Below are 26,991 nucleotides of genomic sequence, written 5' to 3'. Positions count from 1 at the left end.
TTGTTGCTATAAAATTTGGTTATTCACTTGCATCCCAGTGCGGATTCCAAACGATTTCCCACAAGTGCCCATCGGGGTCTTGGAAGTGAACGGCGTATCCGCCACAAAAAGTATCATGAGCGGGATCAGTTATCGTAACGTTTGGTTCATGTGCGATGTTTTTGCGGTCCCAAAGGGCAAGTTTCAGTCCCGTTTGCAAGTCAAAAAAAGCAACTGCGCCATGTTCAAATCTGTACCGGCTATTCCTTTTGTAGGCAGAGCCAAGCCATCCCGATAGAAGTGCAGCAATTTTTCTAAATTGTCTGCGCCTAAAGTAATTACTGTAATCCGCGGCTTCATAGCAATGCAACCTCCCAAGCTAAGCTAATGATAAGAAACATTTTCATTGAAAATATTTTGACATTTCAGTAAAGAACCTATATATTCATATATGAGCACATAATCATATAAAGTTATTTTTGTGTCCGTGTTAGAATGCTTCATAGCAGAAAAGAAATAATAAATACAGTGTATTAGATAAGGAGGAGATTTTTATGGGTCACAATCACAATCACGCTGGCGGATCCAATAAGAAGGTTTTATTGATCTCTTTTATCATGATTACAGGTTATATGATAATAGAAGCGATAGGCGGATTTTTAACCAATAGTTTAGCGCTTTTGTCAGATGCAGGCCATATGCTGAGTGATTCAATCTCATTAATGGTGGCTCTGATTGCTTTTAAATTGGCCGAAAAAAAGGCAAGTCATCATAAGACATTCGGATACAAACGATTTGAGATTCTTGCAGCTGTGATCAACGGTGTTGCATTAATATTGATTTCCCTTTATATCATTTATGAAGCAATCAAACGTTTCTCTCATCCGCCGGAGGTAGAAACAACCGGCATGCTGACGATTAGTATCATCGGGTTAGCTGTGAATATATTGGTCGCTTGGATTATGCTGAACGGCGGAGATACAAAGAATAACCTGAACATTAGAGGAGCTTACTTACATGTGATAAGTGACATGCTCGGATCTGTAGGTGCCATACTGGCTGCGATCCTTATCATCTTCTTCGGGTGGAGCTGGGCAGATCCAGTGGCCAGTGTCATTGTGGCTATTCTTGTTCTGAAAAGCGGTTACCATGTGACGAAAGACTCCATTCACGTATTAATGGAAGGAACTCCGGAAAATATCAATGTCACTGACATCATTCATACAATTGAAGAGACAGAAGGAATTCAAAGCATTCATGATTTGCACATATGGTCTATTACAAGCGGATTGAATGCTCTTTCCTGCCACGCTGTTGTTAACGATCAGCTGACCATTTCTGAAAGTGAAAGTATTTTACGCAAAATTGAACATGAACTTGGTGATAAAGGCATTACACATGTAACCATTCAAATGGAAACAGCAGCGCATAATCACGACAATACGATTCTTTGTCAGGCCCAAACTGAGAATCCGCGTGACCATCATCATTAAAGGAGGAGATAGGGACTCACTTTGTCTGCTGACAATTAAGATAAAACCGGAGGGGGGATTCATATGTACGACACGATAGTAATCGGAGCCGGTCAGGCAGGAATCTCAGTAGGATATTATCTAAAGAAGTCGGAACAAAAGTTTATCATTTTGGATAAAAGTCATGAAGTGGGGGAAAGCTGGAAAAACCGGTATGACTCATTGGTTTTATTTACTTCTCGAATGTACAGCTCTTTGCCGGGAATGCATCTTGAAGGAGACAAGCATGGACTCCCTTCAAAAAATGAAATTGCTGCTTATCTGAAAAAATATGTTGAAAGATTTGAAATCCCGATCCAATTACGGACAGAAGTAATAAGTGTCCAAAAATTAAACAACTATTTCTTAATAAAAACAAACCGGGAAGAATATCAAACGAAGAATCTTGTGATGGCCGCAGGTCCTTTTCATACCCCTAACATCCCATCAATATCAAAGGATGTAGCCGGTCATATTCATCAATTACATTCTTCACAATATAAACATTCAAAACAACTGGCGCCTGGGAATGTACTGGTAGTCGGCGGCGGGAATAGCGGGGCTCAGATAGCTGTTGAATTATCCAAAGAAAGAGTTACATATTTGGCTTGCAGTAGTAAACCGGTTTATTTTCCTTTATGGATTGGAAAAAGAAGCATTTTTTGGTGGTTTGATAAATTAGGAGTTTTACATGCAAGTCATACATCAATATTAGGCAAGTTCATTCAAAAGAAAGGCGACCCCATATTTGGGTATGAATTAAAACATGCAATAAGACAGAAGAAGATCATCTTAAAACAAAGAGTCATAGCCGGAAAGCAAAATGAAATCATTTTTAAAGACTCATCTTCATTAGAAGTAAACAATGTTATTTGGGCAACTGGTTTTAAGAATCCGCTTTGGTGGATGAAAATAGAAGGTGTTTTGGATAAGGAAGGCCGAATTATACATCACCGGGGTGTTTCAGCTGCGGAGGGATTGTACTTTATTGGTTTGCCTTGGCAGCATAGGCGAGGTTCGGCGCTGCTTCAAGGTGTAGGAAATGATGCTGAATACATTGTAAAACAAATGAACGGTGGATAGACTGAGGAGAGCAGTAACTTACGGGTTTACTGCTCTTTTTTGTGTTGAACACGTCCAGTTATGTGACTGTGGCTGTTTTAATCAGCTTGTGGAACAGAAAACACAATATCTCTTGGTTGTCGGACTGGTGAGTGCATACCCCGGGCAGGTTCAAGTTTCTCGGCTGCAACAGTATTACCCTAGAGTTACAGGCCTTTGGTATTTTTTATGCAAACGGGTTTTGGCCAAAACGATTCTGCTAACTTCAGTCTTTTAGGATGAACAAGGGAATTCCTTAGTGCGGCACACTCTCATTACCAAAAGCATAGGATAATATCACAAAAATTTAAAATTGCGGGGATGAAAAATGTATTATATACCTTTTTCGCATCAATGTTATTATTGTGTGAATGTACCGATGTATAGCGATGGAAGATCTGTTTATTGGACTGTTCCAAATAACTATGATCCTTCATACGAAGATAGAAACCTTCTCTTGAAAGATTATGGACCAAAACCATTTGTCGTGAATATCAATAAAGCCGCAAAACAAAACAATACGTTCCGTACGGCCCTATGGACAGGAAAGCATTTTCAAATTACTTTGATGAGTCTTGGCATTGGAGAAGATATCGGTTTGGAGATCCATCCTAACGTAGATCAATTCTTACGGATTGAGCAAGGCCGAGGGCTAGTTAAAATGGGCAAGAGTAAAGATCATTTAAGTTTCCGAAGAAATGTCTATGATGATTATGCCATTGTTGTCCCTGCCGGCACGTGGCACAATGTGATTAATACGGGTAATACGCCGTTAAAACTATATTCAATTTACGCTCCTCCCAACCATCCGTTTGGTACAGTTCATGTGACAAAGGCCGATGCAGCGGCGGCGGAAGATTAGTATAGGATTCCAGAGGACTTTGCTGCTGCAAAGACTATAAAAAAATCGTATTGGGACAGCATGATCAAATATAGCGATTGAATGGCTGAAACACAAAATATTAACGTTTCAGCTTGTCATAGTGCAGTTGATGCGATGCTTTATTCCACAACTTTTCAACAGCAAATGTGGTTTTTTGTCTGACCATTTTAATTGATTGGCAGTCAGTGAACATGAATTTGTAATAAATTTATCCTTGCTCCTCCTATAAGCGGCTTTAACAGCCAGGTTTCTGTTTCTCTTCAAACCATTTGCGAAGCTGATTAATATGAGCTTGATGATATCTATTATGGTCTGCCATATGCCATATTCCCCATTGAATGGTTGCTTGTTTTTCTGCTTCATAATCTACTGTATGATTCAGCTGATCGTCAGTTAACTGATAACAAACAGACTTAAACATGCTGAATACTTCTTCATAATCAGTGAGAATTTGTTTTAATGAAACACCGGAAATGAAAGGGATCTTATTGTTCTGATCTAACATTGGTCCATACTTCTCTTCAAGCTGCTTTGGTATCGGTTCACCCTTTATTCTAAATATCCAGTTGAGATCAACATATGTTAAGTGTCTTATTAGCTGAGCTGTACTATTGTATGTTTGATTTGGTCCTTTATAATCGATCTCCTGCTGTGACATGTCTGACACAATGGATATTAAGCGGCTGTAATTTTCATTAACGGCAGAATACAGCATTCCCACAAGATGATCCATGTGCGTTTCACCTTTTAAATCTAAAATCATAAACCCCCGCCTCATTAGTACAATTTTTATATTTAGTTTGCCTTATTACTCTTATTTGTCAAGCAATCCAGAGAATGAATCGCTATAGGATGAAGCAATGAAGCAGGCTCTCTTTGCCTGCCTTTTTTGTGTGTCAGCCTTTACATCTGACATATTGGGTTATCTGAAACTGTACTTTTTTAAATGTCAGACAGTGTTATATGATACTCTGCAGATATTCAAGAATAGTACTTGGAGGTCACTCTCATGCAAATTTTATTGCTATCCCTACGCCTTTTCATGAAGATGAACGTTTATATTCAGCAGGATTTGATCCTAATGTCGAACATTTGAAAAACAGCGGTATCCATTCGTTACTCATATGCGGCACGACTGGTGAACAGCATTCACTCAGCATAGATGAGCGCGTTCAGATCATTGAGTATGTTAATCAGCGAAAATTTGAAGATGTTGAACTGAAGTTCGGGGTTTCAGCCGTAAGAACCAGTGATGCCGTCAAACTGATGAAACACATTGAGAAAACCAATATTGATTCTGTACGGATTGGTTTTCCGCCTTATATAAGACCGACACAGCAGCAAGACGTTTGTTATGTTATTCATCCATCAATTGACTTCATATTATTTCATTTGGTAACATAAAATGGTTATTGTGATTAAAAAAGGATACCCGTTTTTATAAAAAGGAGTCATAACGTTGCTGAAAAGGTTTTTTCTTGTTTTTCTTACGCTGATGATGTCTATATTTGCTGTATTCGCGGCGGCTGAAGAGTCTCCCGGCGATCGTGTCATTTCTTTTGACGAGCCTATGATTTTATTGATCTCACTCGGAATCATTTTATGTTTGTTCATTCCGCCATTCGTCATGTCCTTTTTTAGCAGCTTGGTTGTGAGAATCATATCCGGAGTCTATCAATGTTTTATCGTTCTCACGTTTGCGGGCCTCATTCCGATTGGATTTCTGATTCCCCATGGCTTTTTGACAATTCTTGCTGCCGTTCTGGGGACTTTGGTCAGTTCAGCGAGTGTGGCCGTGACCTTATTCGTTGGCAGGAAAAAAGAGGCCGGAAGGTTTTAAAACTAGTGGGTAAGCTGCAATATTGAAGGGGAATCCCAGTGATATCCGCAGCGCTTTTTGCCGGTCATTGTTTGACTATTTATATGGAATAGCATAGAATTAAAGTAAATATTTATAAAAAGTCACTAGGGGAGCTTTAATAGCTGAGAAGAGACAATACGTCCTGACCCTTTGAACCTGATTTGGTTAATACCAGCGTAGGGAAGTGAAAAATTAGAGAGATTCTTTATCTTATCTATATTTAAGCCACTTTCCATAGAGGAAAGTGGCTTTATTTATTTTGAAAGGGTGATATGAAGTGGCGACGAAAAAAGTTTTTCTGGCAGGGCCTTTTAAAAGTTTAGTAGATGAGAAAACTGGATTGATGAGTACGTATGAGAGGGGAAAGCTGGAATCATTAATTTCCTTTTTTGAGAATGAAGGATGGCTGGTTCATAATGCTCACAAGCGGGAAGGGTGGGGGAAAGATTTCATGACACCCCTTCAATGCACTAAAATTGATTTTGATGAAATAAGCACTTGCGACCTTTTTGCAGCATTCCCCGGAACACCCGCTTCTCCCGGAACACATATAGAAATTGGATGGGCTTCTGCCTTGAAAAAAAAGATCGTGCTATTTCTAGAAAAGGACAAGGATTATGCTTTCTTAATTCAAGGGTTAAATGCAGTGGCGGATGTTGAGTACATCAGCTATAAAGATACAGATGATTTATTAGAGAACATTAAAAATATCTTTGCAGCATATAAGGCGGAATCTCAATGAGAAAGAGAACTTTTCATGAAGCATATACGGAAACGCTGTATGACATCTATCACAACCCTGAATTTTTCAATTCACCGCGCGGACAAAAAAAGCAGAGAACAATTGAACTACCATCTGACTCTGGAAAATCCAATAGAACGTGTCACTTATTTATCCTCAAGAAAAACCAATATCGTGTTTAATTTTGCTGAAGTGTTATGGTATTTATCGGGGAGTAACGACTTAGATTTTATCAGTTATTACAATAAAAAAATGCCTTCATATTCAATGAATAAAAAAACATTAACAGGCACTGCGTACGGGCCTAAAATATTTGAATTCGGAAATGCAAAACTAAATCAATGGAATAGAATAAAAAATCTTTTGACACAAGAAGATATTGATTCAAAAAGGGCATTTATTCAAATATTCGATGCTTCGGAACTCTTCGTTTCAGAAAATATAGATGTTTCCTGCACAATCGGTTTGCAGTTTTTTGTGAGGGAAGGCGAATTATACATGTCTTCTGTCATGCGTGCAAATGATGCTTTTCGCGGGATGATCAGTGATCTTTTCTCATTTACCTTCATGCAGGAATTAATGGCCAGAGAACTGCGTTTAGAAGTCGGAGAATATTTTCATAATGCGGGATCAATCCATATTTATGATTCAGATCATGAATGGGCGAAAACGGTGCTTGAGGAAGCTGAAAATCACCATGATATTCCGGAATTTGAATTTCCGAAAATGCCTGAGGGAAATAACTGGCCGTCCATTGAAACAGTCTTAAAGTATGAAGAATTACTTAGGAAAGATCAAATTTCTATGACTAAAAACGATATTGAAATGCTCGATTTACCTGATTACTGGAAACAGATTCTTTTCCTTTTCAGTATATACCAGCATATTGCATATAAACGGGATATGGATCATTCTCTATTTCAAAGTTTACTTCCTATATATCAATTTTTCGTCAGGAATAAGTGGTTTCATTATTTCTCAATTGAGCAAAAGGAGGAAATTCAATGAAAACTTCATGGAAAGAAGACAGTGTTGCTGGTAAATTCGATGCTTATAATGACGTTTTAGAACAAACGTTAGGTTTTGAGTTTGTTTTTCGTACTTTTGATAAAGCGGAGATTAAAAAGGTGCTGGATTTCGGATGCGGTCCGGGAAAGGTAGCTTACAGGCTGGCTGACAGAATAGGCTGCAATGTGATCGCAGTCGATGAATCAAGGAAGATGTTAGATATAGCAAAGGCAAAAAGACAACATCCTCATGTGAACTATCATTTAATTGAACACGATAATCTTTCCTTCTTACCAGATCACTCGGTTGATGCTGCAATGGCCTGTTATGTTTTTATTAATACGGATAGTGACCAGCGTATCAAAGGTATCATAAATGAAATTTTTCGTGTGTTAAAACCAGGAGCTTCATTTGTCATACTCGATACGAATCCTGATTCAACCGGAATCGAATTTTCAACCTTCCGCAATGGAATACCGGGGAAAGAATATTCTTACGGAGAAGAAAGAAATGAATGGCTCCATGTTCCGGGACAAGCAGATTTAATTTTAAATGATTTTCATTGGCCGAAGTCAATGTATTATAAACTATTAACTCATGCAGGTTTTGAAAATGTAACTTTATCAGAACCAACGTTAAACGATATTGACCAAGAGCATGTAAAAGCCATAGAGAAAGAGTTTCAATTTAATAATTGGAAATGTGAAAAGGAATATCCGCCTTTTGTCATTTTTAAAGCAGTGAAACCTGCCTGAAGGAGGAGTGTAAGTTGAAGGATATTTATAAAGCGCTTTCGATTGCTGGGACTGATCCTTCCGGAGGGGCGGGAATTCATGCGGATTTAAAAACATTTCAGGAACAAAAGGTATATGGAATGGCTGTTATTACATCAGTTGTTGCACAAAACACACTTGGTGTGAAAAGTTTTGAGGAGATGTCTCTACAGAATATATCTCAGCAAATAGACTGTGTCATGGATGATATAAAACCGGATGCTGTCAAAACCGGTATGCTTGCAAGTATAGGAATTATTGAATTGCTGGCAGAAAAGTTAAAAGACGCAAATATTCAATCGTATGTGATGGATCCGGTTATGATTGCTAAAAGCGGACATCATCTGCTCCATAAGGACGCCATTGATCATTTGAAGAAATTATTAATACCCCAAACAACTGTTATTACACCGAACATTCCGGAAGCGGAAGTAATCATCGGCAAATCAATCGAGACTGTACAGCAGATGCGTGATGCGGCGAAAGAAATAGTGGAGGTATACGGGGCGAAAAGTGCTGTCGTAAAAGGGGGGCACCTGAACGGAGAAGCCCGTGATATTTTGTACTTTGACGAGGACTTCGAGGAATTTGTTTCTCCCCGCTTTGATACAAAGCATACTCATGGAACAGGCTGTACGTTTTCTGCTGTGATAACTGCAGAGCTGGCAAAGCAGCACAGCATACCGGAATCAGTGGCAACTGGAAAGGAATTCATTTCAGCAGCCATTAAACATCCCTTAGGAATCGGGAAAGGACAAGGCCCTACAAATCATTTTGCGTATCGCTCAACTATTAACCAAGAGACAACCGCTTAAGGAGTGTTACGATGATCTCCAAGAATTATGATGTATTTTTATTTGATTTAGACGGAGTGATATATATAGGAGATAAAGCTTTACCAGGAGCTGTGGCCTCTTTAAAACGACTCCGTGAAGAAAAGAAAGCCATTCGCTTTTTAACGAATGATCCTTGTGTTACAAGAGAAACGATTGTGAAACGCCTTCATAAACTGGGGATTTCAGCAAGTATTGATGAAGTCGTTACTGCGGGGTGGGCAACAGCTGATTACCTTGTCAGTGAAGGAATAAAGAAGGCATATATATTGGGAAATGACCAACTTAAAAGTGAAATTCAAAAGGCCGGTATTGATCTTACGGAAGATCAGGCGGAGGCTGTTGTCATTGGATGGGATCAAAATATTACATTTCAGGATGTGCATAAGGCAGTAAACCTCATCCGCTGCGGAGCTTCATTTATCGCTGCAAACGGGGATAAAACATTTCCTGCCGCTAACGGACCAGCTCCCGCGACAGGCGCTATAGTCGCGGCTGTTAAAACAGCAGCTGCTAAAGAGCCGATGATAATTGGAAAACCGGCGTCTTCAATATTTGAAAAAGTACTCGAGTCTTTTGAGGATAAAGAGAGATGCGTTATGATCGGGGATACGCCTGAAACAGATATTGTCGGAGCAAACCAAATAGGCATAACTTCCGTATTAGTTTCTGATCAACATACTTTATTTCCTGCAAAACATGATTTTAGAAATCCGGATGTTGTGATCCGCGATCTGAAGGACTTGTTCGATAATGAAATAAAGGCAGAAGTACGGAAAAAACCGGATTTCCAATGGACAGAACAAGTGAAAGCCGGAGTCGCTGGAATTATAATTAAAGAATCAAGTTCCGTTTTATTAATGAAGCGTGCTGATAATGGTTTATGGGGCATTCCTTCAGGCCATGTGGAACCTGGTGAAACAGTAGAACAAGCAATTATAAGAGAAATAGAAGAGGAAACTGGATTAGTGGTGAAAGTCTCTAAAATGATAGGCGTTTATTCTGATCCGAGTTCACAAACCTTTATATACCCTGACGGCAGAGTCAGCCATTTTATTACCAATTGTTTTCAATGTGACGTCATCGGCGGCACTTTGAAAAAGTCCACAGAGGAAGCCATGGAAATCAGATATTTTGATATCCATGAATTACCTGAACATCTCTTGCCGATGCACCCGAGATGGCTGGATGATGCTTTGGAAATGAAAGAGAATGCTTTTATTCGATAAGGAACAGTACGCCAAAAATACTTTTTGGGGGTTATTTAAAAGAATTAACGGTTCTCAACCCGTAACTCTCGGCCGCGTTCCAAAAACACCAGGTGTCACAGACCCTTGGTGTTTTTTTATTCCGGCAGGACCTTAATGCAAGAGCGGCAGAAAAGAAGGTATAATGGGCGGAGAAGAGGTGTCAGCCAATGAAAATAACCAGAGAGACATTAGAAAAACAGCAAATTTGGATATATGGTGCGACTCTTGTGATCGGCGGAATAGCGGGGATCGCCGGGAAAGATTCAGGACTTCGCTGGGGATGGACGATATCACCGCTTATCGCTGTTCTCATGTATGCCATGTTTGCCCAAATTCCATTCTTGAAGCTGAGGGAAGCCATGTCAAACCTCAAGTTTATGGCGGCTTTACTGATCGGTAATTTCTTAGCTGTACCTGTCGTTGTATGGGTGTTAACCGCTATTTTTCCTCAATCTCCTCCTATATTATCAGGGGTTTGTTTGGTATTGCTTACACCTTGTATTGATTACGTCATCGTCTTTACTCAGCTCGGCAAAGGAAATGAGAGATTAATACTGGCTTCCACGCCGGTTTTGTTCGCCGTTCAGATGGTATTGCTTCCGTTATACCTGTGGCTGTTTATCGGGAAAGAAGTAATAGGGACTGTTCATGCGGGACCGTTTCTGGAAGCATTCTTATTGTTAATAGCGGTGCCGCTGCTGGCGGCGATGATGACTCAACTATGGGCTGATAAGAAGCCGGCGGGAGAAAAGGTGTTGGAATGGACGGCGTGGCTGCCTGTTCCTTTTATGGCTCTGGTCTTATTGGCGGTCGTCGCCACACAAATCGGCAAAGTCATCAGTGATGCTGACATCATTATACGTGTGATTCCGATCTATCTGTTATTCCTGCTCATTATGCCGTTTGTCTCCCGTTTTATCGCATATGCGTTCCGTCTGGATACAGGTGAAGGAAGAGCATTGATCTTCAGCACGGGCACAAGAAATTCTCTCGCAGTCCTTCCGTTAGCACTGGCCTTGCCGGATGCTTGGGCCTCATTAGCCGCCGCTGTTATCGTCACTCAGACGATTGTTGAATTGATAGGTGAATTGGTTTATATAAAAGCGGTGCCCGGATGGCTGCTGAAATAAAAATAATCTGCGCTGAAAAAAACATACCAATAGATATTGGTATGTTTTTTATGAGAATTATAAAGTTGCAATATCAATGACGAAACGGTAGCGGACATCGCTTTGGAGAACCCGATCGTACGCTTCGTCAACTTGATCGGCCGGTATCACTTCAATTTTAGGAGCAATGCCGTGCTCGGCGGCGAAATCAAGCATCTCCTGAGTCTGCGGAATACCGCCGACGAGTGAACCCGCAATGCTGCGGCGGCCCGTGATTAAGGAGAACACACTGTATGAGTCCGGCTTAGCGGGCGCTCCCACATTTACCAATGTACCGTCAATGCGAAGCAGGGATAAGTAGGCATCTACGTCAAGGTTCGCGGATACTGTATTTAAAATAAGATCAAATCGTCCGGCCAGCTCAGTGAATGTATTCGGATCGCTTGTCGCAAAGTAATGATCAGCTCCAAATTCAAGCGCTTCGTCTTTTTTGTTCATTGAGCGGCTGAGGACGGTGACCTCTGCGCCTAAAGCGTGCGCGAATTGAACGGCTAAATGTCCGAGCCCGCCCATTCCGACAATCGCCACTTTTTTGCCGGGACCGGCATTCCAGTGTTTCAGCGGAGAATAGGTGGTAATGCCCGCGCACAATAGCGGACTGGCAGCATCCAAATCCAGCTGATCGGGAATACGGACAACGAATCTGTCAGTGACAACTATTTTCTGGCTGTAGCCTCCGTACGTAGGATTTCCGTCGTAGTCCAGGTTATTATAGGTCTGAACAACGCCTTTTGTGCAATATTGTTCGTCTCCGTTCAGGCAGTATTCACATTCCCCGCAGGAGTCTACAAAACAGCCGACACCCACACGGTCGCCGGCGGCAAATGTGGTGACTTCTTCACCTACGGCTTCCACAACTCCGGCAATTTCATGGCCGGGAACCATCGGAAAGATTCCGCCGCCCCATTCATCGAATGCGCTGTGGATGTCTGAGTGACAAATCCCGCTGTACTTAATATCAATCAGGATATCGTGCGGCCGTAATGCTCTTCTCTCAATCGTCGTCCGCTCAAATTTAGCTTTTGCATGCGGAGCGCTTAATACACGAGTCGGATGATTATTGCACATGGTTATCTTCCTTTCCAAGATAAAGTGATGAATCCTCTGTTCGGTTTTACTTTAAATGTTAAAGCGGACTTTAAGTCAAGGGGTTTGGTTTATTTTTCTATGAAATGATATTCTATAATGGCACGCTTATGAAAGGTATGAAGGATGGGTGGTAAGAATATGAAGATTGCGCAGACTGCAAAGCAGGTTGAGTTATCAGCCGCGACGCTTAGGTATTATGAAAGTATAGGACTGATTCCTCCGGTAAAACGCGATGAAAGCGGCATCCGCGATTATGACGAAGATGATGTGAATTGGATTCAATTTATAAAATGCATGAGAAGTGCCGGACTGTCGATTGAGGCGCTGATTGAATATACCGCTTTATTTATTGAAGGAGCCGATCATACGATCGAACCCCGAAAAAACATCCTTATAAATGAAAGGAAAAGGCTGACGGAGAAACAGAGGGAAATTGATGAAACCATAAAACGATTAAACAGGAAGATTGAGGATTACGAAGATATCCTGGAAAATGAAGCGAAACTTAAAAACAGATTGAAAGCTGAATGTATTTCTGAATGAAGAGAAGGTGTCCCGGGCGCCGGGCCGCATGAAATGTACCAAGGGAAACGAGCCTTGGTTTTTTATTTTCTAAAGAGAGGAAACAAAACAGCTTTTTCTATCTTATCAATCATTACTTATCCTTTTTTCAGCTTGACTTTTTTACTGCAGACTTTTAAAGTGTGAAATGTTGCTTAGACTGTGATTAGCGACTTTAATGCTGAAAAGAGGTGGTTTACCCAGATGAACAATCATAAGAATCCTTGGGCGTTATTGCCTTTAGTCTTATTCGTAGGGCTTTTTGTCGGCTCTGGTCTGGTGACCGGAGATTTTTATAAATTGCCGATCTTGATTGCCGCGATCATTGCGTCAGCTTTTGCGCTGTTATTTAACCGGAAGAAATCGCTCAATCAAAAAATAGAATGGTTCGCTTCCGGTGCGGGACATCCTGATATTATCATTATGGTTATGATTTTTATATTGGCAGGTGCCTTTGCTTCAGCGGCTGAGGCGATGGGAGCGGTGCATTCAACTGTCAATCTTGCTTTGAGCATTATTCCGCAGCAGTTTTTGCTGCCGGGGCTGTTTATCATTGCTTGTTTTATTTCTATATCGATGGGAACATCAATGGGCACGATTGCGGCGGTTGCGCCGATCAGCGCGGGTCTGAGCGGAGAGCTTGGCATCTCCGGCGCGATTACGATGGCAGCTGTGGTCGGCGGAGCTATGTTCGGAGATAATCTTTCTTTTATTTCCGATACGACCATTGCGTCAGTCCGGACGCAAAAAACACAAATGATGGATAAATTCAAAACGAACTTCCTGATTGTTTTGCCCGCTGCTATACTAACGGTTATTATCTTATTTTTTATTCCGGCAGGCCACGCGGGCCATGCGGGCGCTGCATCTTACAGCTGGATTAAGGTGCTTCCTTATGTCGCCGTGTTGGTTTTTGCGTTAATCGGTTTTAATGTGATGGCTGTCATATTCGGCGGATTGGTTTTGACGGGGATCATCGGATTGGCGGGCGGCAGCCTGACGTTTGACTCTTATTTTAAGGCGATTACGGATGGAATCGCCGGAATGAGCGATCTGATCATCCTGTCCATGCTGATCGGCGGGATGGTCGGCGTGATGAAACAAAACGGCGGGATCGACTTTTTACTGGAGTTCATCACGAAACGAATCCGTTCCAAAAAAGGCGCCGAAGCCGGCATTGCCGGACTGGTCAGCGTGACGAATCTGGCTGCGGCCAATAATACGATCTCCATTATCGCAGCCGGGCCGATTGCAAAGAATATCGCTGATAAATTCAGCATCGACAACAGAAAATCGGCAAGTATTCTGGATATCTTTTCGTGTATGATACAAGGATTGATTCCTTATGGCGCGCAGCTGTTATCAGCCGGGAAATTCGGGAATATTTCACCCGTCAGCATCCTGCCATACTCTTTCTATCCCGTTTTAATCGGAATCTGCGGCATCGCCGCCATTATGTTTGGACTGCCGAAATTCACAAGAAATACGAAATAAAAGATAAAAAAAGGCGCCGTTCGGCGCCTTTTTTCTTTCATGACGGCCAAGCATTTCTCAAAAGCTGTACGCCCTGTGCGATCTGATCCGTATCGAGATGGGCGAAACCTAACTTTATGATCGGCGGTTCAGGCTTTCCGGCAACGAAATAAACGGCGGTAGGATATACCTTCACTCCGTACTGAAAAGCGCGTTCGATTAATGTTTCTTCTGTATAGTTCAGGTGAACTCTCACCAATATATACAATCCCGACTGCTCGCCGATGATCGTCACCTGATCGCCGAACTGCTGCGTGATATGTGAAGTCAAGTGCTGCATCTTACGCTTGTAGACAGTGCGCATGCGCTTAATATGGCGGGTCCATTCACCGGCCTTTATCAATTCAGCCATGGTCAGCTGATTAAGCGAAGAAGCGGTGCTTTCGAAATGAATAAACCGTTTTTTATACCGGTGCAAAAGGCGCTGCGGCAAAACCATATAGCTTATGCGGATGCCCGGTAGAAAGGATTTTGAGAAATTCCCTAAATAAATCACCCGGTCTGATTGAATGGAAGCAAGAGCGGGAAACGGCTGCTGTGTATAACGGAATTCACTGTCATAATCATCTTCAAGAATATAACCCTCTCTATGATTCACCCAATTGATCAGTGTTTGGCGCTGCTGAATGGACATGCTTACGCCGTAAGGGCTGTGATGGGATGGGGTCACATAGATTAATTTTTCTTTCATTGCATGCAATTGAGAAAAATCAGCTCCGTTTTCATAGACAGGCATCGTTTCCATAGATAGCCCGTGAAATTGAAATGCCGCTCTGGCCCCGTCAAACCCAGGGTCTTCAACGATAATTCCGGAAAAATCCTCTTTCAGAATCCGGCTGAGATATATCAGCATCTGCTGGGTGCTGCTGCCGATGATAATGGAATCCGCATCTGTTTTCACCCCGCGTGATTCCAAGAGATAAGCGGCAATTTGTTCACGCAGGTTTCTCTCGCCGAACGGTTCACCGTACAGAAAGCTTTTCTCTGATGTCAAAACTTGATTGTATAATTTTCTCCATGTTTTCAGAGGAAAATGCTTTTGATCGACGGCTCCGGCGCGAAAATCAATCAGGATCGGCTGAGTTGATTCGGTTTCCTCAGCGTAAACAACATCGTTTTCTTTTTGAAATAAAGAAGGCTCTACTTCATTTGCAAAATAACCTTTGCGTGTTTCCCCGCGAATGTATCCCTCCGCTAAAAGAAGATCATAAGCCATCAGCGTTGTATTGCGGCTTACCCGCAGGGAATCCGCCAGCTCCCGAATCGAAGGCAGCCGCTCATCTGCCTGAATATTTCCCTGCTCAATCAATGTTTTAAATTGCTCGTAAATTTGTTTGTATTTCGGGGTGCCGCTTCTGAAAGCGAAAATCAAATTTTTCATCAGATGTTCTCCTCTGACATGTGTATTTATTTGAAACTGTATCTTTTTAAATGTCAGTTGATATTTTATTATAGCGGAAAGCGCTTTATCAATCCATGTTCAGAGAGGAGAGTTTTGTATGTATATTCCGGCTCCATTTCAGCTGAGTGAAGCTGAAGCGTGCGATGTAATCAAAGAGTATGGTTTCGCAGCATTGTTTTCAACGGCGGGGGGCATGCCGTATGCAACCCATCTGCCATTGATGATGAGTAAGGATAACGAATGCTTATACGGTCATTTTGCATTGCCGAACCCCCAATGGAAAGAGATTGATGGCCAAAACGTGTTAGCCGTTTTTCAAGGGCCTCATTGTTATATCTCGCCTAAATGGTATGAGACGAATCAGGCTGTTCCCACATGGAATTATGTGGCGGTTCATGTTTACGGAGAGGCGGAGCTTTTGGATGAGGAAGAAACCGTGCAATCGATGAGTGATCTCGTATTGAAATATGAAAGCCCCGACAGCCCGTACAAATTAGAGGATGTCGATGCGAAATTGCTGGCAGGCATGAACAAAGGGGTAAAAGGTTTTAAAATCAAAATCAGCAAAATAGAGGGGCAAGCAAAGCTGAGTCAAAATCATTCAGCTGCAAGACAAGGGCTGGTCGTACAACAGCTCAAACAGATTCCTCATACAAACGAACAGCTCATTTCCGGCTTGATGGAAGAAAACATCAAACGGATCACCGCGGACAACTGACAAGCATGTTAAAAACATACCGGCAGCATGCGGTATGTTTTTTTCTGATTATGAAGCTTTTCTCAGGATGAATAACGACTCGAACAGCACATAAATCAACGGCGCCATTAAAATGAAGAAAGAATGAAAAATAGCATACGGTATGAGTAAGTAAACGATAAGTTTCAATAGAATGGAAGACGTTTTATTCAATGTCCAGCGGTTTTTCAAGATATCAGTCATACAAGCTAAAACAAGGCCGACCGTCAAATATATGGCTGCTATGTAAAGATAAATAAAAAGGTAAAACGGGTAAGAAGACAACGGAGGTGTGTCTTCCTGTGTCATTTTTAAACCCACATAAAAGACCAATAAAAAGCAAACGGACGAAACGAGAGCTAACAAAAGGTGTTTATATAAATACTTCTTCATGTGTTCACCTGCCTATGGCGCAATTATTTCTTAACATATTATGACATGGTTTTACCGCTGCTGAAAGAATTGGAAGTCCGGCTATATGAGCGGGGCGTAAAGAATCAATATCATCTTTTCATGAATCCGGATGTTTTGTTCGGATGGATGTAAAGAAGAATACACCAAAAAAAGCTGTCAGCTTGGTCCTGACGGCTTATTTTTGGGAAAGGCTTATTTCTCCGTGGTGAAATAAAGCAATGCTATGACAGGAAAAGCGATTCCAATCCATAATGTGATACTCCACCCGCCTGAGGCGTATGCCCATCCTCCGATTGATGAGCCTGCAGCGCCGCCCAGAAAGAAGATTGCCATAAATAATCCGTTTAATCGGCTGCGAAATTCAGGTGCCAACGAAAAAATGGCACGCTGACTGAGTACGAGATTGGCAGATACCCCCATATCCAACAGGATAGCTGCGGCCACCAGAACTGCTATTCCGACGGGGGAGCTGCTCTGAATCATTAGCGGGAGTAATAAAGAAACGATGACAACACCGAGAGCGATTCCGGTGGCAAGCCGGGTCAAGCCGCGATCAGCCAGACGGCCGCCTATCGGTGCAGCCGCTGCACCCGCAATGCCCGCTAATGCATACAGCGCGATTGCCTTTTGAGAAAAATGAAAAGCAGGACCGGACAATAATAAAGGTACAGTCGTCCAGAATAAGCTGAAAGCTCCAAATACAAACGCATGATAAATGGCACGGCGGCGTAAGACCGGAGTCGTGCGCAGCAGCTTCCACATTGAACCGAGTAAGACGGTGTAGCTTGTGTTTGCTGTTGGTTTTCTGGCAGGAAGCACTTTTGATAAGACGATTGCCAGGACAACACTTAACGCGGCGGATAAAGCAAATATGGCATTCCACCCCCATATATCAGCGACCAGACTGGATATCGGACGGGAAAGCATAATACCGAGAAGCAGGCCGCTCATCACATTGCCGACAACCCGGCCTCGTGCGGCATCTGGTGCAAGGTATGATGCGAACGGAACTAGCACTTGGGCTGCGATGGATCCCAGTCCGATGAAAAACGCAGCGGCTAAAAACAGTGTTCCATGCTTCACACATGCTGTCAGAGTTAGAGCGGCTGCGCTTAGTAGGAGCGATACCACGACAAGTTTTCTGTTTTCGATAATATCTCCCAAAGGGACGAGAAACAGTAGGCCGGCAACGTATCCGATTTGAGTCAGCGTGACAATCAATCCGGCACTGCTTGGAGAAAGCCCGATTGCCGCACTAATGAATCCTGCCAAGGGCTGTGCATAATAAAGATTAGCGACAATGATACCGCATGCCGTTGCGAGAAGAAGGGTTAAACTGGTTGAGATTCTCTGATCTGCTTTTTGTTTGTTTAACGTAGCCATGTGAATGAACTCCTTTTTAATGATTTTATGAGGTTTGATAAATATTTTGCTGATTCATCTCCTCTCCATAGATTTTTAGTGCTAAGGTTTTGCGGAGTGTTGAGTATTTACTAAACTGTACGTTTAGTTTTTATAAGTAAATAATATACTGAACGTTCAGTTTTGTAAATAGGCTTCTGTTTTATTTTTTATCATGTTAAGTATACTGAACGTATCGTTTATAATTCGGGAAGGAATGATTCATGTGCAGAGTAAACGAGGACGGCCGCGTGATGAAGGAACACATAAGGCGATTCTTTCTGCTGCCTATGACCTATTGTTGGAAAATGGCTTTGACGCGGTGACAGTCGATAAAATTGCAGAGCGTGCCAAAGTGAGTAAGGCAACGATTTATAAATGGTGGTCAAACAAGGCTGCCGTTATCATGGACAGCTTTCTTTCGACCGCTACGGACAGACTGCCTGTGCCCGATACAGGATCAACAGTGCAAGATATATTGATCCACGCCGCGAATTTAGCAAAGTTTTTGACAAGCCGGGAAGGAACCGTTATTAAGGAATTAATCGGTGCGGGACAGCTGGATGCAAAATTGGCGGAAGAATATCGCACGCGATTTTTCCAGCCCCGCCGCCTCCAAGCGAAAGGCCTTCTGGAAAAGGGAATTCAGAAAGGTGAATTAAGAGAGAATCTTGATATTGAAGTAAGCATCGATCTCATTTACGGACCGATTTTCTATCGCCTGTTGATCACAGGTGATGAGGTGAATGATTCCTATGTGCATGATCTTGTGATGAGTGCGTTTAAGGGAGTTCAAGCTACGTGAATAATCGCTCGAATGGGGCAGATAATGAAAAGGCAGAACAAATTGTTCTGCCTTCTCTGCTCTATTTGCGAACCGCCCGGCAGCTGCCACGCACGCATTTCACCGCCCGAAGAAAGGCTGGAGAAGCTGCAGAGCTGTTTCGTTGCCTGGAAATCCTGAAGCTTGAGCCAGAGGTGCTGTCTCAGCAGCAAAACATTTATAGGACGGGCAGGCGGAGCGCCGTATCAATATTTTGTAAATTAAACCGGACTTGTTCATCTGTGTTCCACGGATGATACCAGCCTTTTTCCATCATATAGCGTGAGATTTGCTCGTGCATGTCGATGGCTTCTTCTAAGTGACGGGTGAGGATCGCTTTCACTTCAGGCGTTCCGGCTTCCGTCGCCGCCATCGCATAGTTTCTGACTCCGCTTTTTGCCGAATTCAATAAATCCATAGCGACAATTTGGTCTGTCAGTGCATCCATCCCCGTCAAGTATTCCATAATTGGATTCATTCGTCATTCATCTCCTATTCATGCTTTGCATCAGATAAAATCGAGGCAAATTCCTGCAATTGCCTTGTTGATGTATCCGCATCCTGCTGCATGATTTCTTTCAGCTGCGGATCGGATACGAGCGCTTTCATGGTTTTGGATTTCGTCAGACAAAGTGACTTAAAAGAAGCCATCTCCTGAATTTCGAGTAATTCATGTAAGGCGCTGGCCATTTCTGTAGCCTCCGTTCTCTAAGGTTTGAGTACAACTTTAATACAATCATCTGTTTTCGTGTCAAACATCTCATAGCCGTGCTTCGCTTCACTGAGCGGAATGACATGGCTTACAACATCGCCAGGATCAATTTTGCCGGTTGACACCAGTTCAAACATATACGGCATATAATGGATAACCGGAGCTTGTCCTGATCGGATATTGACGTTCCGCTGCATGATATCGCCAAGGGGAAACCCGTTGTATCTGCCGCCGTACACACCCGTAATCTGGATCGTTCCGCCTTTTCGCACCGCTTGGGACGCGATGACCAATGCGCTCATCGCCCCGCCTTGAAGTTTTAATCCGCTGGCGAGGAACTCCAGATCCGTCATTTTTCCGTCCATGCCGACGGCGTCAATAACCACATCAGCGCCGCCTTTGGTGATTTCCTTCAGGTAGCTGCCCGTATTTTCGTGGTCTTCGAAGTTCACGATTTCCACTTTATTCGTCCGTTTCGCATGCTGGAGACGGTAGTTGACATAGTCTACGGCTATTACGCGTTTCGCTCCCTTTAACCAGCAGAATTTTTGAGCGAAAAGGCCCACGGGCCCGCAGCCGAGAACGATGACCGTATCGCCTGCTTTTACGCCGGCATTGTCAACGCTCCAAAAACCGGTTGTCATCGCATCGGCAATAACACTCAATTTCTCATCCGGTTCTTCGCATGTTTCGGGGACTTTAAAATGGGTGAAGTTCGCAAAAGGGACGCGTAAATATTCGGCCTGGCCGCCCGGATAGCCGCCGGTACTCCCTGAATAGCCGAAATAAGCGCCCATATCGCCGTTTTCATTTGATTGATCACATTGGCTTTCCAGGTGATTTTTACAATAAGTGCATTCTCCGCAGGCGATATTAAAAGGAATAATGACGCGGTCGCCTTTTTTGACTTTCGTCACGCCGGGACCGGTTTCTTCCACAATGCCCATCGGTTCATGCCCGATAATATAGTCTTCCTGCAAGTTCGGAATGAGTCCGTGGATTAAATGTAAATCTGATCCGCAAATTGCCGTACTTGTGACTTTTATAATCATGTCATCGTGTTTTTCAATCTTCGGATCAGGCACGTCTTTGACTACGACGTTTTTCACTCCTTGATACGTTACGGCCTTCATGCTGTAATACCTCCAGTGTTAGTGTTCATCAGGTGTGCGGTCAAACATCCCTTTTCTGTTCGTTTCAACGGGAAACAGATTCATATTTCCGACCATGAGGGTATTTTTCGCAGAGAGCTGATCCAATTTATACTGTTCGCTCAGATCATGCGGATGAAACCACTTTTTGCTGACCATCAAGTCTGTAATTTCCTGATGCATCGCGATTCCCTGCATGAGCTGTTTGCGCAGCAAAGCTCTTACATCAGGTGAAGCGGTTTCTGTTAAAGCGACGGCGGTATTTCTGACGCCTTCTTTTGCCCGTAAAAGAAAATCCATTGCGAATGTCATATCTGCGAGTTCAGGGACGTGTAATGAATTGATTGGATCTAAATAGTCATGATTCAATGATGCTTACCTTCCTTTCAATTGATGATCGAAGTCGGCCGGTTTTGAGGAACAGGAGCCTGAAAAGATGCACGTTCATAAACCGCCTGTAAATCAGCCAGGTCTTGAGAGGCTTGCTGAACATCTTTCTCCATTAACGTTTTCAGGTCCTGATTAAACACAAGTCCTTGCATGAGCTTGGATTTCGCTACACAAAGCGTCTTGAAGTTAATCATTTCATGTAAGTCAAGCGACTCGTGAGCCGCTAATTCTCGCTTTTCCATAAGTCTTTTAAACCTCCCTTTCTAGAAATACGTAGTTAATTTCCCCTTAGAAAAGGACTTTAGTCTTACAAATTTTGTTTATAAGAAAAAAGAGAGAAGAAATCAATAAAAGAGGAAGCCTAATCCCGAAGATGATAAGTCCGGCAAACACGATGCTTTTGAAAGCGGAAAAACAACCTGCGCTGATGACAAATATCCCAGTGATAACAAACAGAACGCTGACCGGGGCAACGAACCTGGTTCCCTTCCGCGAGATCATCCGGCTGACGCTTAACAGGCCGATCAATGAGCCGAACGCAAGCCCATATATAACCAATCTCGCGAAAGCAGCCTGCGAACAATCCCGCAGGCTGTTTTTTCTTTCACTCGCCATGCAGGACAGAAGGGGAAGGTGAGAAGAAGGCACTTATGGTATGATGACAAAATAGAATAAAATCTCGTGAGGCCGGTCGGCTAAAAGGAAGTGGACAGAGATTGTTTGGTACAAAACATCAAGAAGACTATGTCTCCCGTGACAGACGCTCATTGCATATGCTTGCGCTTCGGGTGCCCGGTCTGGCGTTTATTTTTATGGTATATGCCGCATCAGTCTCTTTGCAGTACATTTATGAAAGCTGGACGGTTTTATTGCTGCTGTTATTCACGATATTGATCGTCATTTTTGCCGTGCTGCACTGGCATTCCTATCGCTGGGTCAAGAAAAAACGTTTCTTTATTTCATCATACAGGGATTAATCATATATACATCGGCTAACTTGATGACCGGCGGCTATATCGCGGCGGTCATCGGTCTCTATGCCTTTTTAATCGGGCAGATTATCGGAATGGCGGATAAGGGCAAAACGCTGCTCATACTCTATCTTTTCATTTTAATGTCCATAGCAGCCCTGCACCAGGAGCATCCGCATCATCTGCTTCGTTTCATCGTTATCGCCGCTCCCATCATGATCGTGATTATCACGTATGCGGCAACATTTTTCGCGCAAGTTGATGAAAAATAAAACACAGATGACGCTTGAAAAATTAGAGCTCGCTCACCGGCAAGTGAAACAGCTGACGCTTCAAAACGAAAGGCAGCGGATGGCGAGAGACTTGCACGATACGCTTGCGCAAGGGCTGGTCAGCTTGCATATGCAGCTTGAAGCGGTGCATGTTCATCTTTCAAAGGGTAACACTGACAGAGCGAAAGACATCATCAGCCAGTCAATGGACAGAGTGAAGGGCACATTGGCTGATGCGCGCTCGGCCATTGACAACCTTCGCAGCAAATCAGAAGAGATCGGGTTCTTAAAAGAAAGCATCACTGAACAAATCAACCATTTTACAGAAGCCTCCGGGCTGTCTTGTTTTTTAGATTACAGCGTGCATCATGTGCTTGACGTTCATACGGCGGAGAATTGCCATTACATGATCGGCGAAGGCCTGACAAACGCCGCCAAGCATGCAGAAGCCAAGAATGTCTGGGTGTCCGTTCAGGAAGAAGAGGGACAGATCCGCATAACCGTCAAAGATGACGGGAAAGGCTTTGATGCCGGAACAGAAATGAGAAAAAGCGGACATTACGGGCTGCTTGGGATACAAGAACGCGTCAATATGATGAACGGCACTTTCCGTATAACAAGCGCCAGATCAGCGGGAACTCAAATTGAGATCATCATACCAATTCAAGGAGAAGCGGAACATGTATAAAGTGTTAATAGCAGATGACCATCTTGTCGTCAGAGAAGGTCTGAAGCTTTTGATAGAAACAAATGACCATTACACCATAACGGGAGAGGCTGAAAACGGGAAAACCGCCGTCCGCCTTGCAGAGGAACTAAAGCCCGATGTCATTCTCATGGACCTGTACATGCCGGAAATGAGCGGGCTGGAAGCCATTAAACAGATAAAAGAGCATTCTGATGTGCCGATCATTATTTTGACGACCTATAATGAAGATCATCTGATGATAGAAGGCATCGAATCAGGCGCGAACGGTTATCTGCTGAAGGACACAAGCTCAGAAACCTTATTTCATACGATGGATGCGGCGGTGAGGGGAGAAGTGCTTCTGCAGCCGGACATCTTGCGCCGTTTCCGGGAAATGAAAATGGAACGGGCAAATGCCAATGAAACACAGCTGACGGACAAGGAAATCATAGTTCTGCAAGCCGTGGCGAAAGGACATAAAAGCAAAGCGATCGCCTTCGATTTAGGAATCTCAGAGCGGACGGTAAAAGCGAGATTAACATCGATTTATAACAAATTAGGCGCTGATTCGCGGACGGAAGCCGTCACCATTGCCATGCAAAAAGGCATTCTGAAACTGAATATATAATGAAAAACTGCCCAAACGTACATGCCCCTATGTACGTTTTTTTTATGTGAATGTGAACTACAATTAGGCAGAAAGTAATGATTGGAGAGGAGTATTCGATGTCTGGTTTTTTATATAAATTAGGGGGATGGTCTGCCCGCAACCGATTCAAAATGATCAGTGCGTGGCTCGTGATACTGATCGCTTCGATTGTGATCGCCATCTCGTTAAAACCTGCTTTTTCTGAGGATATGTCAATTCCCGACACACCTTCTGAAAAGGCGATGGATATCATTCAAAAAGAATTTTCAAAGGGGCCCGATAAAGGAAGCATACGGGTTATTTTCGGAGCTGAAGACGGGAAGAAATTGACGTCAAAACCGGAAAAACAAGCGATTGAAGAGACATTAAAGAAGATCAAAACAGATCATTCAGTCGCTTCGATTGCAAGTCCTTTTGAGACAGGAACCATTTCTAAAGACGGATCAGTGGCATATGCCGATATTACGTACAAAAAAGCGGCGGATGACATTACGGAGGCGTCTGTTTCACATATTAAACACAGTCTGTCCGCCGCCGGAGACAAGGGCCTGCAGATGGAGCTCAGCGGCGATGTGCCGGGGGCCGGTGTTGAAGTCGGCGGTGTCTCTGAAATTGTCGGCGTTGTGCTGGCTTTCGTCGTTCTGGCCATTACGTTTGGTTCATTAGTTATAGCGGGGCTGCCGATTGTCACAGCCCTGATTGGGTTAGGCGTAAGCGTCGCGCTGACGTTAATCGGAACACAGGTCTTTACAATAGCCTCGGTCAGTCTCTCATTATCCGGAATGATCGGCCTGGCCGTCGGGATTGATTATGCGCTGTTTATCTTTACGAAGCATCGTCAGTTTTTGGGCGAAGGTGTACAAAAAAATGAATCGATCGCTAAGGCTGCGGGAACGGCTGGCAGCGCCGTCGTTTTTGCGGGACTGACCGTGATCGTCGCGCTTTGCGGATTGACCGTTGTCGGCATTCCGTTCATGTCTGCGATGGGATTGACTGCGGCGCTCAGTGTGCTGATGGCTGTATTGGCATCAGTAACGCTGGTGCCTGCGGTGTTATCAATCGCAGGAAAACGGATGATTCCGAAATCAAACAAGAAGAAAGAAAAGAAAAGCGCCGACACGAATGCCTGGGGGCGCTTCGTTACAAAGAAGCCTATTCTGTTAAGCATTTTCAGCATTATTCTTTTAGCCGTCATCAGTCTGCCGGCCATGCATTTAGAGCTGGGGCTGCCTGATGCGGGAATGAAAGCGAAAGACAGCCCGGACCGCCGCGCCTATGATCTGTTGTCTAAAGGATTCGGCGAAGGCTTTAACGGCAAGCTGACAATTGTTGCCGATGCAAAAGGGGTCAAGGGGAACAAAAGTGAAGCATTTCAAGAAGCCGTGAAAGAAATAAAGGACTTGCACAATGTGGCGAGCGTCACACCTGCCATGCCGAATCAAAAAGGGGATTATGCCATCATTACGGCAGTGCCTGAAACCGGGCCGAATGATAAGGCAACGAAAGAGTTAGTGCAGGATATACGGAAACGATCAGACAAAAACGGCATCCGCCTGCTCGTTACCGGGTCAACAGCGGTGAATATTGATATTTCAGACCGGTTAAATGATGCGATTCCGGAATTCGCCATTCTCATTGTCGGGTTTGCGTTTGTATTGCTGACCGTTGTTTTCCGCTCGCTTCTCGTGCCGCTTGCCGCCGTCGTCGGCTTTTTGCTGACGATGACCGCTACACTCGGATTATCGGTATTCGTTCTGCAGGATGGGAATTTCACCGGCTTGCTCAGCATTCCGGAAAAAGGTCCGATTCTCGCCTTCCTGCCTATTTTAGCCATCGGTATTCTTTTCGGGCTGGCGATGGACTATCAAGTATTCCTTGTCAGCAGAATGAGAGAAGAATATGTCAAAACAAAAAATCCGGTACAAGCCATCCATGCCGGATTGAAACATAGCGGACCTGTCGTAACAGCGGCGGGACTGATCATGATTTTCGTCTTTGCGGGATTTATCTTCGCGGGGGACTCTACGATCAAATCCATGGGATTAGCAATGACCTTCGGTGTTCTTTTCGATGCGTTCATTGTAAGAATGACCATCATTCCGAGTGTCATGAAGCTGATGGGACATGCGGCCTGGTACTTGCCGAAGTGGCTGGATAAAATCATTCCGAACGTGGATATCGAAGGCCATAAGCTGACACAAGGCAAAACACCGGAGAAACCGGAAGAATAAAATGAAAAAGCAGATCGTTATGATCTGCTTTTTTTATGTGCTGACCGCATTCATGAACAGAGAAAAAAGCTTTTTCATGTCTTCGTGCTTTTTTGTCAGCATTTCGGGATGCCATTGCACGCCGACGACAAATAATTCACCCGTCCGTTCAATCGCTTCAATGGCCCCGTCTTTCGCATAAGCCGCGGCTTTAAACGAAGGCGCCGTCTCTTTTATGATCTGGTGATGGAATGAATTCACCCGCGCTGAATCGCCAAACAAGGAATGGAGACGTGTCCCTTTTTCAAAAGAAACATGATGGGTTTTTAACGGCGGATCTTTTTCTTGATCGTGCTTAATGTCAGCAAATGAAGCGTGTGTCAGGTCTTGATATAAAGTTCCCCCGTAAGTGACGTTTAACATATGCATCCCCCGGCAGATGGCCAGAATCGGCTTTTCTAAAGCAACCGCCGTGAGAATCAGCTCCTTCTCGTAGGCATCCCGATCAGGAAAGGTCTTTCTTAAAGCCTGTAAAGGTTCTTCGCCGTAAAACAGCGGGTCTATATCCTGGCCGCCGGACAGAATGATGCCGTCAACATGAGAGACCTGTTCCTTTAAAAGCGCCGTCTCTTGAATCACCGGCAATATAAACGGCACACCGCCGGCCTCAGAAACAGACTGAATATAATCATTATTGACATATGCCCGATTATAACCCGGGAAAGGGCCGGATTGATCAGCCATAATGTTTCCCGTAATTCCGATGCGTTTGGCCATCCTGCGTTCACCTGAACCTTTCTTTCTGAACCTTCTCGTATAAATCTGAACGTAGGTTGTACAAATCAGTTTGAAATTATTCTTCATGATATGTGAACTTTT

General features: G+C 43.6%; 28 protein-coding genes, 3 pseudogenes and 1 riboswitch. Of the genes and pseudogenes, 19 read left to right on the top strand and 12 right to left on the bottom strand.

Annotated features, from left to right (window positions below; genetic code table 11):
• Positions 1-19: 19 nt before the first annotated feature.
• Positions 20-339 (bottom strand): annotated as a pseudogene (locus tag D368_RS00435) (VOC family protein).
• A 194-nt stretch (positions 340-533) separates the two neighbouring features.
• Here D368_RS00435 and D368_RS00430 point away from each other — a divergent pair.
• From D368_RS00430 to D368_RS00420, 3 genes are all read left to right on the top strand, one after another.
• Entirely contained in the window at positions 534-1,472 is a 939-nt protein-coding gene (locus tag D368_RS00430; protein WP_071392096.1) for a cation diffusion facilitator family transporter, read from the top strand.
• Positions 1,473-1,535: 63 nt separating this feature from the next.
• Positions 1,536-2,573 (top strand): flavin-containing monooxygenase, encoded by a 1,038-nt coding sequence (locus D368_RS00425; protein ID WP_128574466.1) that lies wholly within the window; start codon positions 1,536-1,538, stop codon positions 2,571-2,573.
• Between the two features lie 346 nt (positions 2,574-2,919).
• Entirely contained in the window at positions 2,920-3,453 is a 534-nt protein-coding gene (locus D368_RS00420) for a cupin domain-containing protein (protein ID WP_070081417.1), read from the top strand.
• Positions 3,454-3,709: 256 nt separating this feature from the next.
• On the opposite strand, the gene D368_RS00415 is transcribed toward D368_RS00420, so the two are convergent.
• Positions 3,710-4,237 carry a DinB family protein gene (locus tag D368_RS00415; RefSeq protein ID WP_486129183.1) on the bottom strand — a complete coding sequence of 176 codons (528 nt, stop codon included), beginning with the start codon at positions 4,235-4,237 and terminating at the stop codon, positions 3,710-3,712.
• A gap of 200 nt (positions 4,238-4,437) precedes the next feature.
• Between D368_RS00415 and D368_RS00410 the strand changes: the two genes are divergently transcribed.
• The 8 genes and pseudogenes from D368_RS00410 (at position 4,438) to D368_RS00375 (ending at position 11,071) form a co-directional block, all read left to right on the top strand.
• Entirely contained in the window at positions 4,438-4,878 is a 441-nt protein-coding gene (locus D368_RS00410) for a dihydrodipicolinate synthase family protein (protein ID WP_128574465.1), read from the top strand.
• 55 nt (positions 4,879-4,933) lie between these two features.
• Positions 4,934-5,314 carry a hypothetical protein gene (locus D368_RS00405; protein WP_014417010.1) on the top strand — a complete coding sequence of 127 codons (381 nt, stop codon included), beginning with the start codon at positions 4,934-4,936 and terminating at the stop codon, positions 5,312-5,314.
• A gap of 117 nt (positions 5,315-5,431) precedes the next feature.
• A riboswitch (TPP riboswitch) is annotated at positions 5,432-5,535 on the top strand.
• A gap of 77 nt (positions 5,536-5,612) precedes the next feature.
• Positions 5,613-6,077, top strand: coding sequence for a nucleoside 2-deoxyribosyltransferase (locus D368_RS00400; RefSeq protein ID WP_128574464.1), 465 nt, complete (start codon positions 5,613-5,615; stop codon positions 6,075-6,077).
• Positions 6,074-7,085: pseudogene (locus tag D368_RS00395) on the top strand (thymidylate synthase). The gene D368_RS00400 and the pseudogene D368_RS00395 overlap by 4 nt, the downstream one beginning before the upstream one ends.
• Entirely contained in the window at positions 7,082-7,840 is a 759-nt protein-coding gene (locus D368_RS00390; RefSeq protein WP_128574463.1) for a class I SAM-dependent methyltransferase, read from the top strand. The pseudogene D368_RS00395 and the gene D368_RS00390 overlap by 4 nt, the downstream one beginning before the upstream one ends.
• 14 nt (positions 7,841-7,854) lie before the next feature.
• Positions 7,855-8,673 (top strand): bifunctional hydroxymethylpyrimidine kinase/phosphomethylpyrimidine kinase, encoded by an 819-nt coding sequence (thiD, locus tag D368_RS00385; protein ID WP_077721855.1) that lies wholly within the window; start codon positions 7,855-7,857, stop codon positions 8,671-8,673.
• Positions 8,674-8,684: 11 nt separating this feature from the next.
• Positions 8,685-9,920: an HAD-IIA family hydrolase gene (locus D368_RS00380; protein ID WP_128574462.1), complete on the top strand. Its 1,236-nt coding sequence runs from the start codon at positions 8,685-8,687 to the stop codon at positions 9,918-9,920.
• Positions 9,921-10,108: 188 nt separating this feature from the next.
• A complete protein-coding gene (locus tag D368_RS00375; protein WP_128574461.1) occupies positions 10,109-11,071 on the top strand; it encodes an arsenic resistance protein in 963 nt (320 codons plus the stop codon).
• 57 nt (positions 11,072-11,128) lie between these two features.
• Here D368_RS00375 and D368_RS00370 read toward each other — a convergent pair whose 3' ends face one another.
• Positions 11,129-12,178, bottom strand: coding sequence for an NAD(P)-dependent alcohol dehydrogenase (locus D368_RS00370; protein WP_128574460.1), 1,050 nt, complete (start codon positions 12,176-12,178; stop codon positions 11,129-11,131).
• Between the two features lie 159 nt (positions 12,179-12,337).
• Between D368_RS00370 and D368_RS00365 the strand changes: the two genes are divergently transcribed.
• Together D368_RS00365 and D368_RS00360 are read left to right on the top strand one after the other, a co-directional pair.
• Positions 12,338-12,742, top strand: a complete 405-nt coding sequence (locus D368_RS00365) for a MerR family transcriptional regulator (RefSeq protein WP_128574459.1) — start codon at positions 12,338-12,340, stop codon at positions 12,740-12,742.
• A 222-nt stretch (positions 12,743-12,964) separates the two neighbouring features.
• Positions 12,965-14,254 carry a Na+/H+ antiporter NhaC family protein gene (locus D368_RS00360; RefSeq protein ID WP_128574458.1) on the top strand — a complete coding sequence of 430 codons (1,290 nt, stop codon included), beginning with the start codon at positions 12,965-12,967 and terminating at the stop codon, positions 14,252-14,254.
• Positions 14,255-14,291: 37 nt separating this feature from the next.
• Here D368_RS00360 and pdxR read toward each other — a convergent pair whose 3' ends face one another.
• Positions 14,292-15,674, bottom strand: a complete 1,383-nt coding sequence (gene pdxR / locus D368_RS00355; RefSeq protein ID WP_128574457.1) for a MocR-like pyridoxine biosynthesis transcription factor PdxR — start codon at positions 15,672-15,674, stop codon at positions 14,292-14,294.
• Positions 15,675-15,792: 118 nt separating this feature from the next.
• Here pdxR and D368_RS00350 point away from each other — a divergent pair, with 118 nt between their 5' ends.
• Entirely contained in the window at positions 15,793-16,413 is a 621-nt protein-coding gene (locus D368_RS00350) for an FMN-binding negative transcriptional regulator (RefSeq protein ID WP_060675340.1), read from the top strand.
• Positions 16,414-16,461: 48 nt separating this feature from the next.
• Here D368_RS00350 and D368_RS00345 read toward each other — a convergent pair whose 3' ends face one another.
• Positions 16,462-16,824, bottom strand: coding sequence for a hypothetical protein (locus tag D368_RS00345; protein ID WP_077721861.1), 363 nt, complete (start codon positions 16,822-16,824; stop codon positions 16,462-16,464).
• Between the two features lie 213 nt (positions 16,825-17,037).
• Complete coding sequence (locus tag D368_RS00340) at positions 17,038-18,228, bottom strand: MFS transporter (protein ID WP_077721862.1); 1,191 nt, start codon at positions 18,226-18,228, stop codon at positions 17,038-17,040.
• Positions 18,229-18,472: 244 nt separating this feature from the next.
• Here D368_RS00340 and D368_RS00335 point away from each other — a divergent pair, with 244 nt between their 5' ends.
• Positions 18,473-19,051 carry a TetR/AcrR family transcriptional regulator gene (locus tag D368_RS00335; RefSeq protein WP_102422381.1) on the top strand — a complete coding sequence of 193 codons (579 nt, stop codon included), beginning with the start codon at positions 18,473-18,475 and terminating at the stop codon, positions 19,049-19,051.
• Between the two features lie 196 nt (positions 19,052-19,247).
• On the opposite strand, the gene D368_RS00330 is transcribed toward D368_RS00335, so the two are convergent.
• The 5 genes from D368_RS00330 to D368_RS00310 are packed head-to-tail and all read right to left on the bottom strand — an operon-like array spanning position 19,248 to position 21,564.
• Positions 19,248-19,547 carry a spore coat protein gene (locus tag D368_RS00330; protein WP_016937108.1) on the bottom strand — a complete coding sequence of 100 codons (300 nt, stop codon included), beginning with the start codon at positions 19,545-19,547 and terminating at the stop codon, positions 19,248-19,250.
• Between the two features lie 14 nt (positions 19,548-19,561).
• Positions 19,562-19,759 (bottom strand): hypothetical protein, encoded by a 198-nt coding sequence (locus D368_RS00325; RefSeq protein WP_003156073.1) that lies wholly within the window; start codon positions 19,757-19,759, stop codon positions 19,562-19,564.
• Positions 19,760-19,777: 18 nt separating this feature from the next.
• Complete coding sequence (locus D368_RS00320; protein WP_003156072.1) at positions 19,778-20,914, bottom strand: zinc-dependent alcohol dehydrogenase; 1,137 nt, start codon at positions 20,912-20,914, stop codon at positions 19,778-19,780.
• Between the two features lie 18 nt (positions 20,915-20,932).
• Positions 20,933-21,301, bottom strand: coding sequence for a spore coat protein (locus tag D368_RS00315; protein ID WP_070081429.1), 369 nt, complete (start codon positions 21,299-21,301; stop codon positions 20,933-20,935).
• Positions 21,302-21,318: 17 nt separating this feature from the next.
• The gene (locus D368_RS00310; RefSeq protein ID WP_101562767.1) at positions 21,319-21,564 is read right to left on the bottom strand and encodes a spore gernimation protein GerQ; all 246 of its coding nucleotides are present in this window, start codon (positions 21,562-21,564) and stop codon (positions 21,319-21,321) included.
• A 131-nt stretch (positions 21,565-21,695) separates the two neighbouring features.
• Here D368_RS00310 and D368_RS19750 point away from each other — a divergent pair, with 131 nt between their 5' ends.
• From D368_RS19750 to D368_RS00290, 4 genes and pseudogenes are all read left to right on the top strand, one after another.
• Entirely contained in the window at positions 21,696-21,959 is a 264-nt protein-coding gene (locus tag D368_RS19750) for a hypothetical protein (protein ID WP_202735854.1), read from the top strand.
• Positions 21,960-22,095: 136 nt separating this feature from the next.
• Positions 22,096-23,253 (top strand): annotated as a pseudogene (locus D368_RS00300) (sensor histidine kinase).
• On the top strand, positions 23,246-23,881 hold the full coding sequence (gene ydfI, locus D368_RS00295; RefSeq protein ID WP_014304442.1) for a two-component system response regulator YdfI: 636 nt from the start codon (positions 23,246-23,248) through the stop codon (positions 23,879-23,881). The pseudogene D368_RS00300 and the gene ydfI overlap by 8 nt, the downstream one beginning before the upstream one ends.
• 98 nt (positions 23,882-23,979) lie before the next feature.
• Positions 23,980-26,133, top strand: coding sequence for an MMPL family transporter (locus tag D368_RS00290; protein WP_128574456.1), 2,154 nt, complete (start codon positions 23,980-23,982; stop codon positions 26,131-26,133).
• A 33-nt stretch (positions 26,134-26,166) separates the two neighbouring features.
• Here the strand turns inward: D368_RS00290 and D368_RS00285 are convergent, their stop codons facing one another.
• Positions 26,167-26,889: a gamma-glutamyl-gamma-aminobutyrate hydrolase family protein gene (locus D368_RS00285; protein ID WP_029326195.1), complete on the bottom strand. Its 723-nt coding sequence runs from the start codon at positions 26,887-26,889 to the stop codon at positions 26,167-26,169.
• Positions 26,890-26,991 lie beyond the last annotated feature (102 nt).

The sequence above is a fragment of the Paenibacillus lentimorbus NRRL B-30488 genome (assembly GCF_000411595.1).
Classification (GTDB): domain Bacteria; phylum Bacillota; class Bacilli; order Bacillales; family Bacillaceae; genus Bacillus; species Bacillus velezensis.
This window is presented reverse-complemented; position numbering and strand designations above follow the sequence as displayed.

Coding starts and splice junctions, on each gene's coding strand:
- D368_RS00390 (WP_128574463.1), top strand. CDS start 7,082: ATGAAAACTTCATGGAAAGAAGACAGTGTTGCTGGTAAATTCGATGCT.
- pdxR (WP_128574457.1), bottom strand. CDS start 15,674: ATGAAAAATTTGATTTTCGCTTTCAGAAGCGGCACCCCGAAATACAAA.
- D368_RS00350 (WP_060675340.1), top strand. CDS start 15,793: ATGTATATTCCGGCTCCATTTCAGCTGAGTGAAGCTGAAGCGTGCGAT.
- D368_RS00285 (WP_029326195.1), bottom strand. CDS start 26,889: ATGGCCAAACGCATCGGAATTACGGGAAACATTATGGCTGATCAATCC.
- D368_RS00365 (WP_128574459.1), top strand. CDS start 12,338: ATGAAGATTGCGCAGACTGCAAAGCAGGTTGAGTTATCAGCCGCGACG.
- D368_RS00290 (WP_128574456.1), top strand. CDS start 23,980: ATGTCTGGTTTTTTATATAAATTAGGGGGATGGTCTGCCCGCAACCGA.
- D368_RS00340 (WP_077721862.1), bottom strand. CDS start 18,228: ATGGCTACGTTAAACAAACAAAAAGCAGATCAGAGAATCTCAACCAGT.
- D368_RS00345 (WP_077721861.1), bottom strand. CDS start 16,824: ATGAAGAAGTATTTATATAAACACCTTTTGTTAGCTCTCGTTTCGTCC.
- D368_RS00425 (WP_128574466.1), top strand. CDS start 1,536: ATGTACGACACGATAGTAATCGGAGCCGGTCAGGCAGGAATCTCAGTA.
- D368_RS00320 (WP_003156072.1), bottom strand. CDS start 20,914: ATGAAGGCCGTAACGTATCAAGGAGTGAAAAACGTCGTAGTCAAAGAC.
- D368_RS00310 (WP_101562767.1), bottom strand. CDS start 21,564: ATGGAAAAGCGAGAATTAGCGGCTCACGAGTCGCTTGACTTACATGAA.
- D368_RS00360 (WP_128574458.1), top strand. CDS start 12,965: ATGAACAATCATAAGAATCCTTGGGCGTTATTGCCTTTAGTCTTATTC.
- D368_RS00370 (WP_128574460.1), bottom strand. CDS start 12,178: ATGTGCAATAATCATCCGACTCGTGTATTAAGCGCTCCGCATGCAAAA.
- D368_RS00415 (WP_486129183.1), bottom strand. CDS start 4,237: ATGATTTTAGATTTAAAAGGTGAAACGCACATGGATCATCTTGTGGGA.
- D368_RS00380 (WP_128574462.1), top strand. CDS start 8,685: ATGATCTCCAAGAATTATGATGTATTTTTATTTGATTTAGACGGAGTG.
- D368_RS19750 (WP_202735854.1), top strand. CDS start 21,696: ATGATAAGTCCGGCAAACACGATGCTTTTGAAAGCGGAAAAACAACCT.
- D368_RS00375 (WP_128574461.1), top strand. CDS start 10,109: ATGAAAATAACCAGAGAGACATTAGAAAAACAGCAAATTTGGATATAT.
- D368_RS00420 (WP_070081417.1), top strand. CDS start 2,920: ATGTATTATATACCTTTTTCGCATCAATGTTATTATTGTGTGAATGTA.
- ydfI (WP_014304442.1), top strand. CDS start 23,246: ATGTATAAAGTGTTAATAGCAGATGACCATCTTGTCGTCAGAGAAGGT.
- D368_RS00330 (WP_016937108.1), bottom strand. CDS start 19,547: ATGAATCCAATTATGGAATACTTGACGGGGATGGATGCACTGACAGAC.
- D368_RS00430 (WP_071392096.1), top strand. CDS start 534: ATGGGTCACAATCACAATCACGCTGGCGGATCCAATAAGAAGGTTTTA.
- D368_RS00325 (WP_003156073.1), bottom strand. CDS start 19,759: ATGGCCAGCGCCTTACATGAATTACTCGAAATTCAGGAGATGGCTTCT.
- D368_RS00410 (WP_128574465.1), top strand. CDS start 4,438: ATGATACTCTGCAGATATTCAAGAATAGTACTTGGAGGTCACTCTCAT.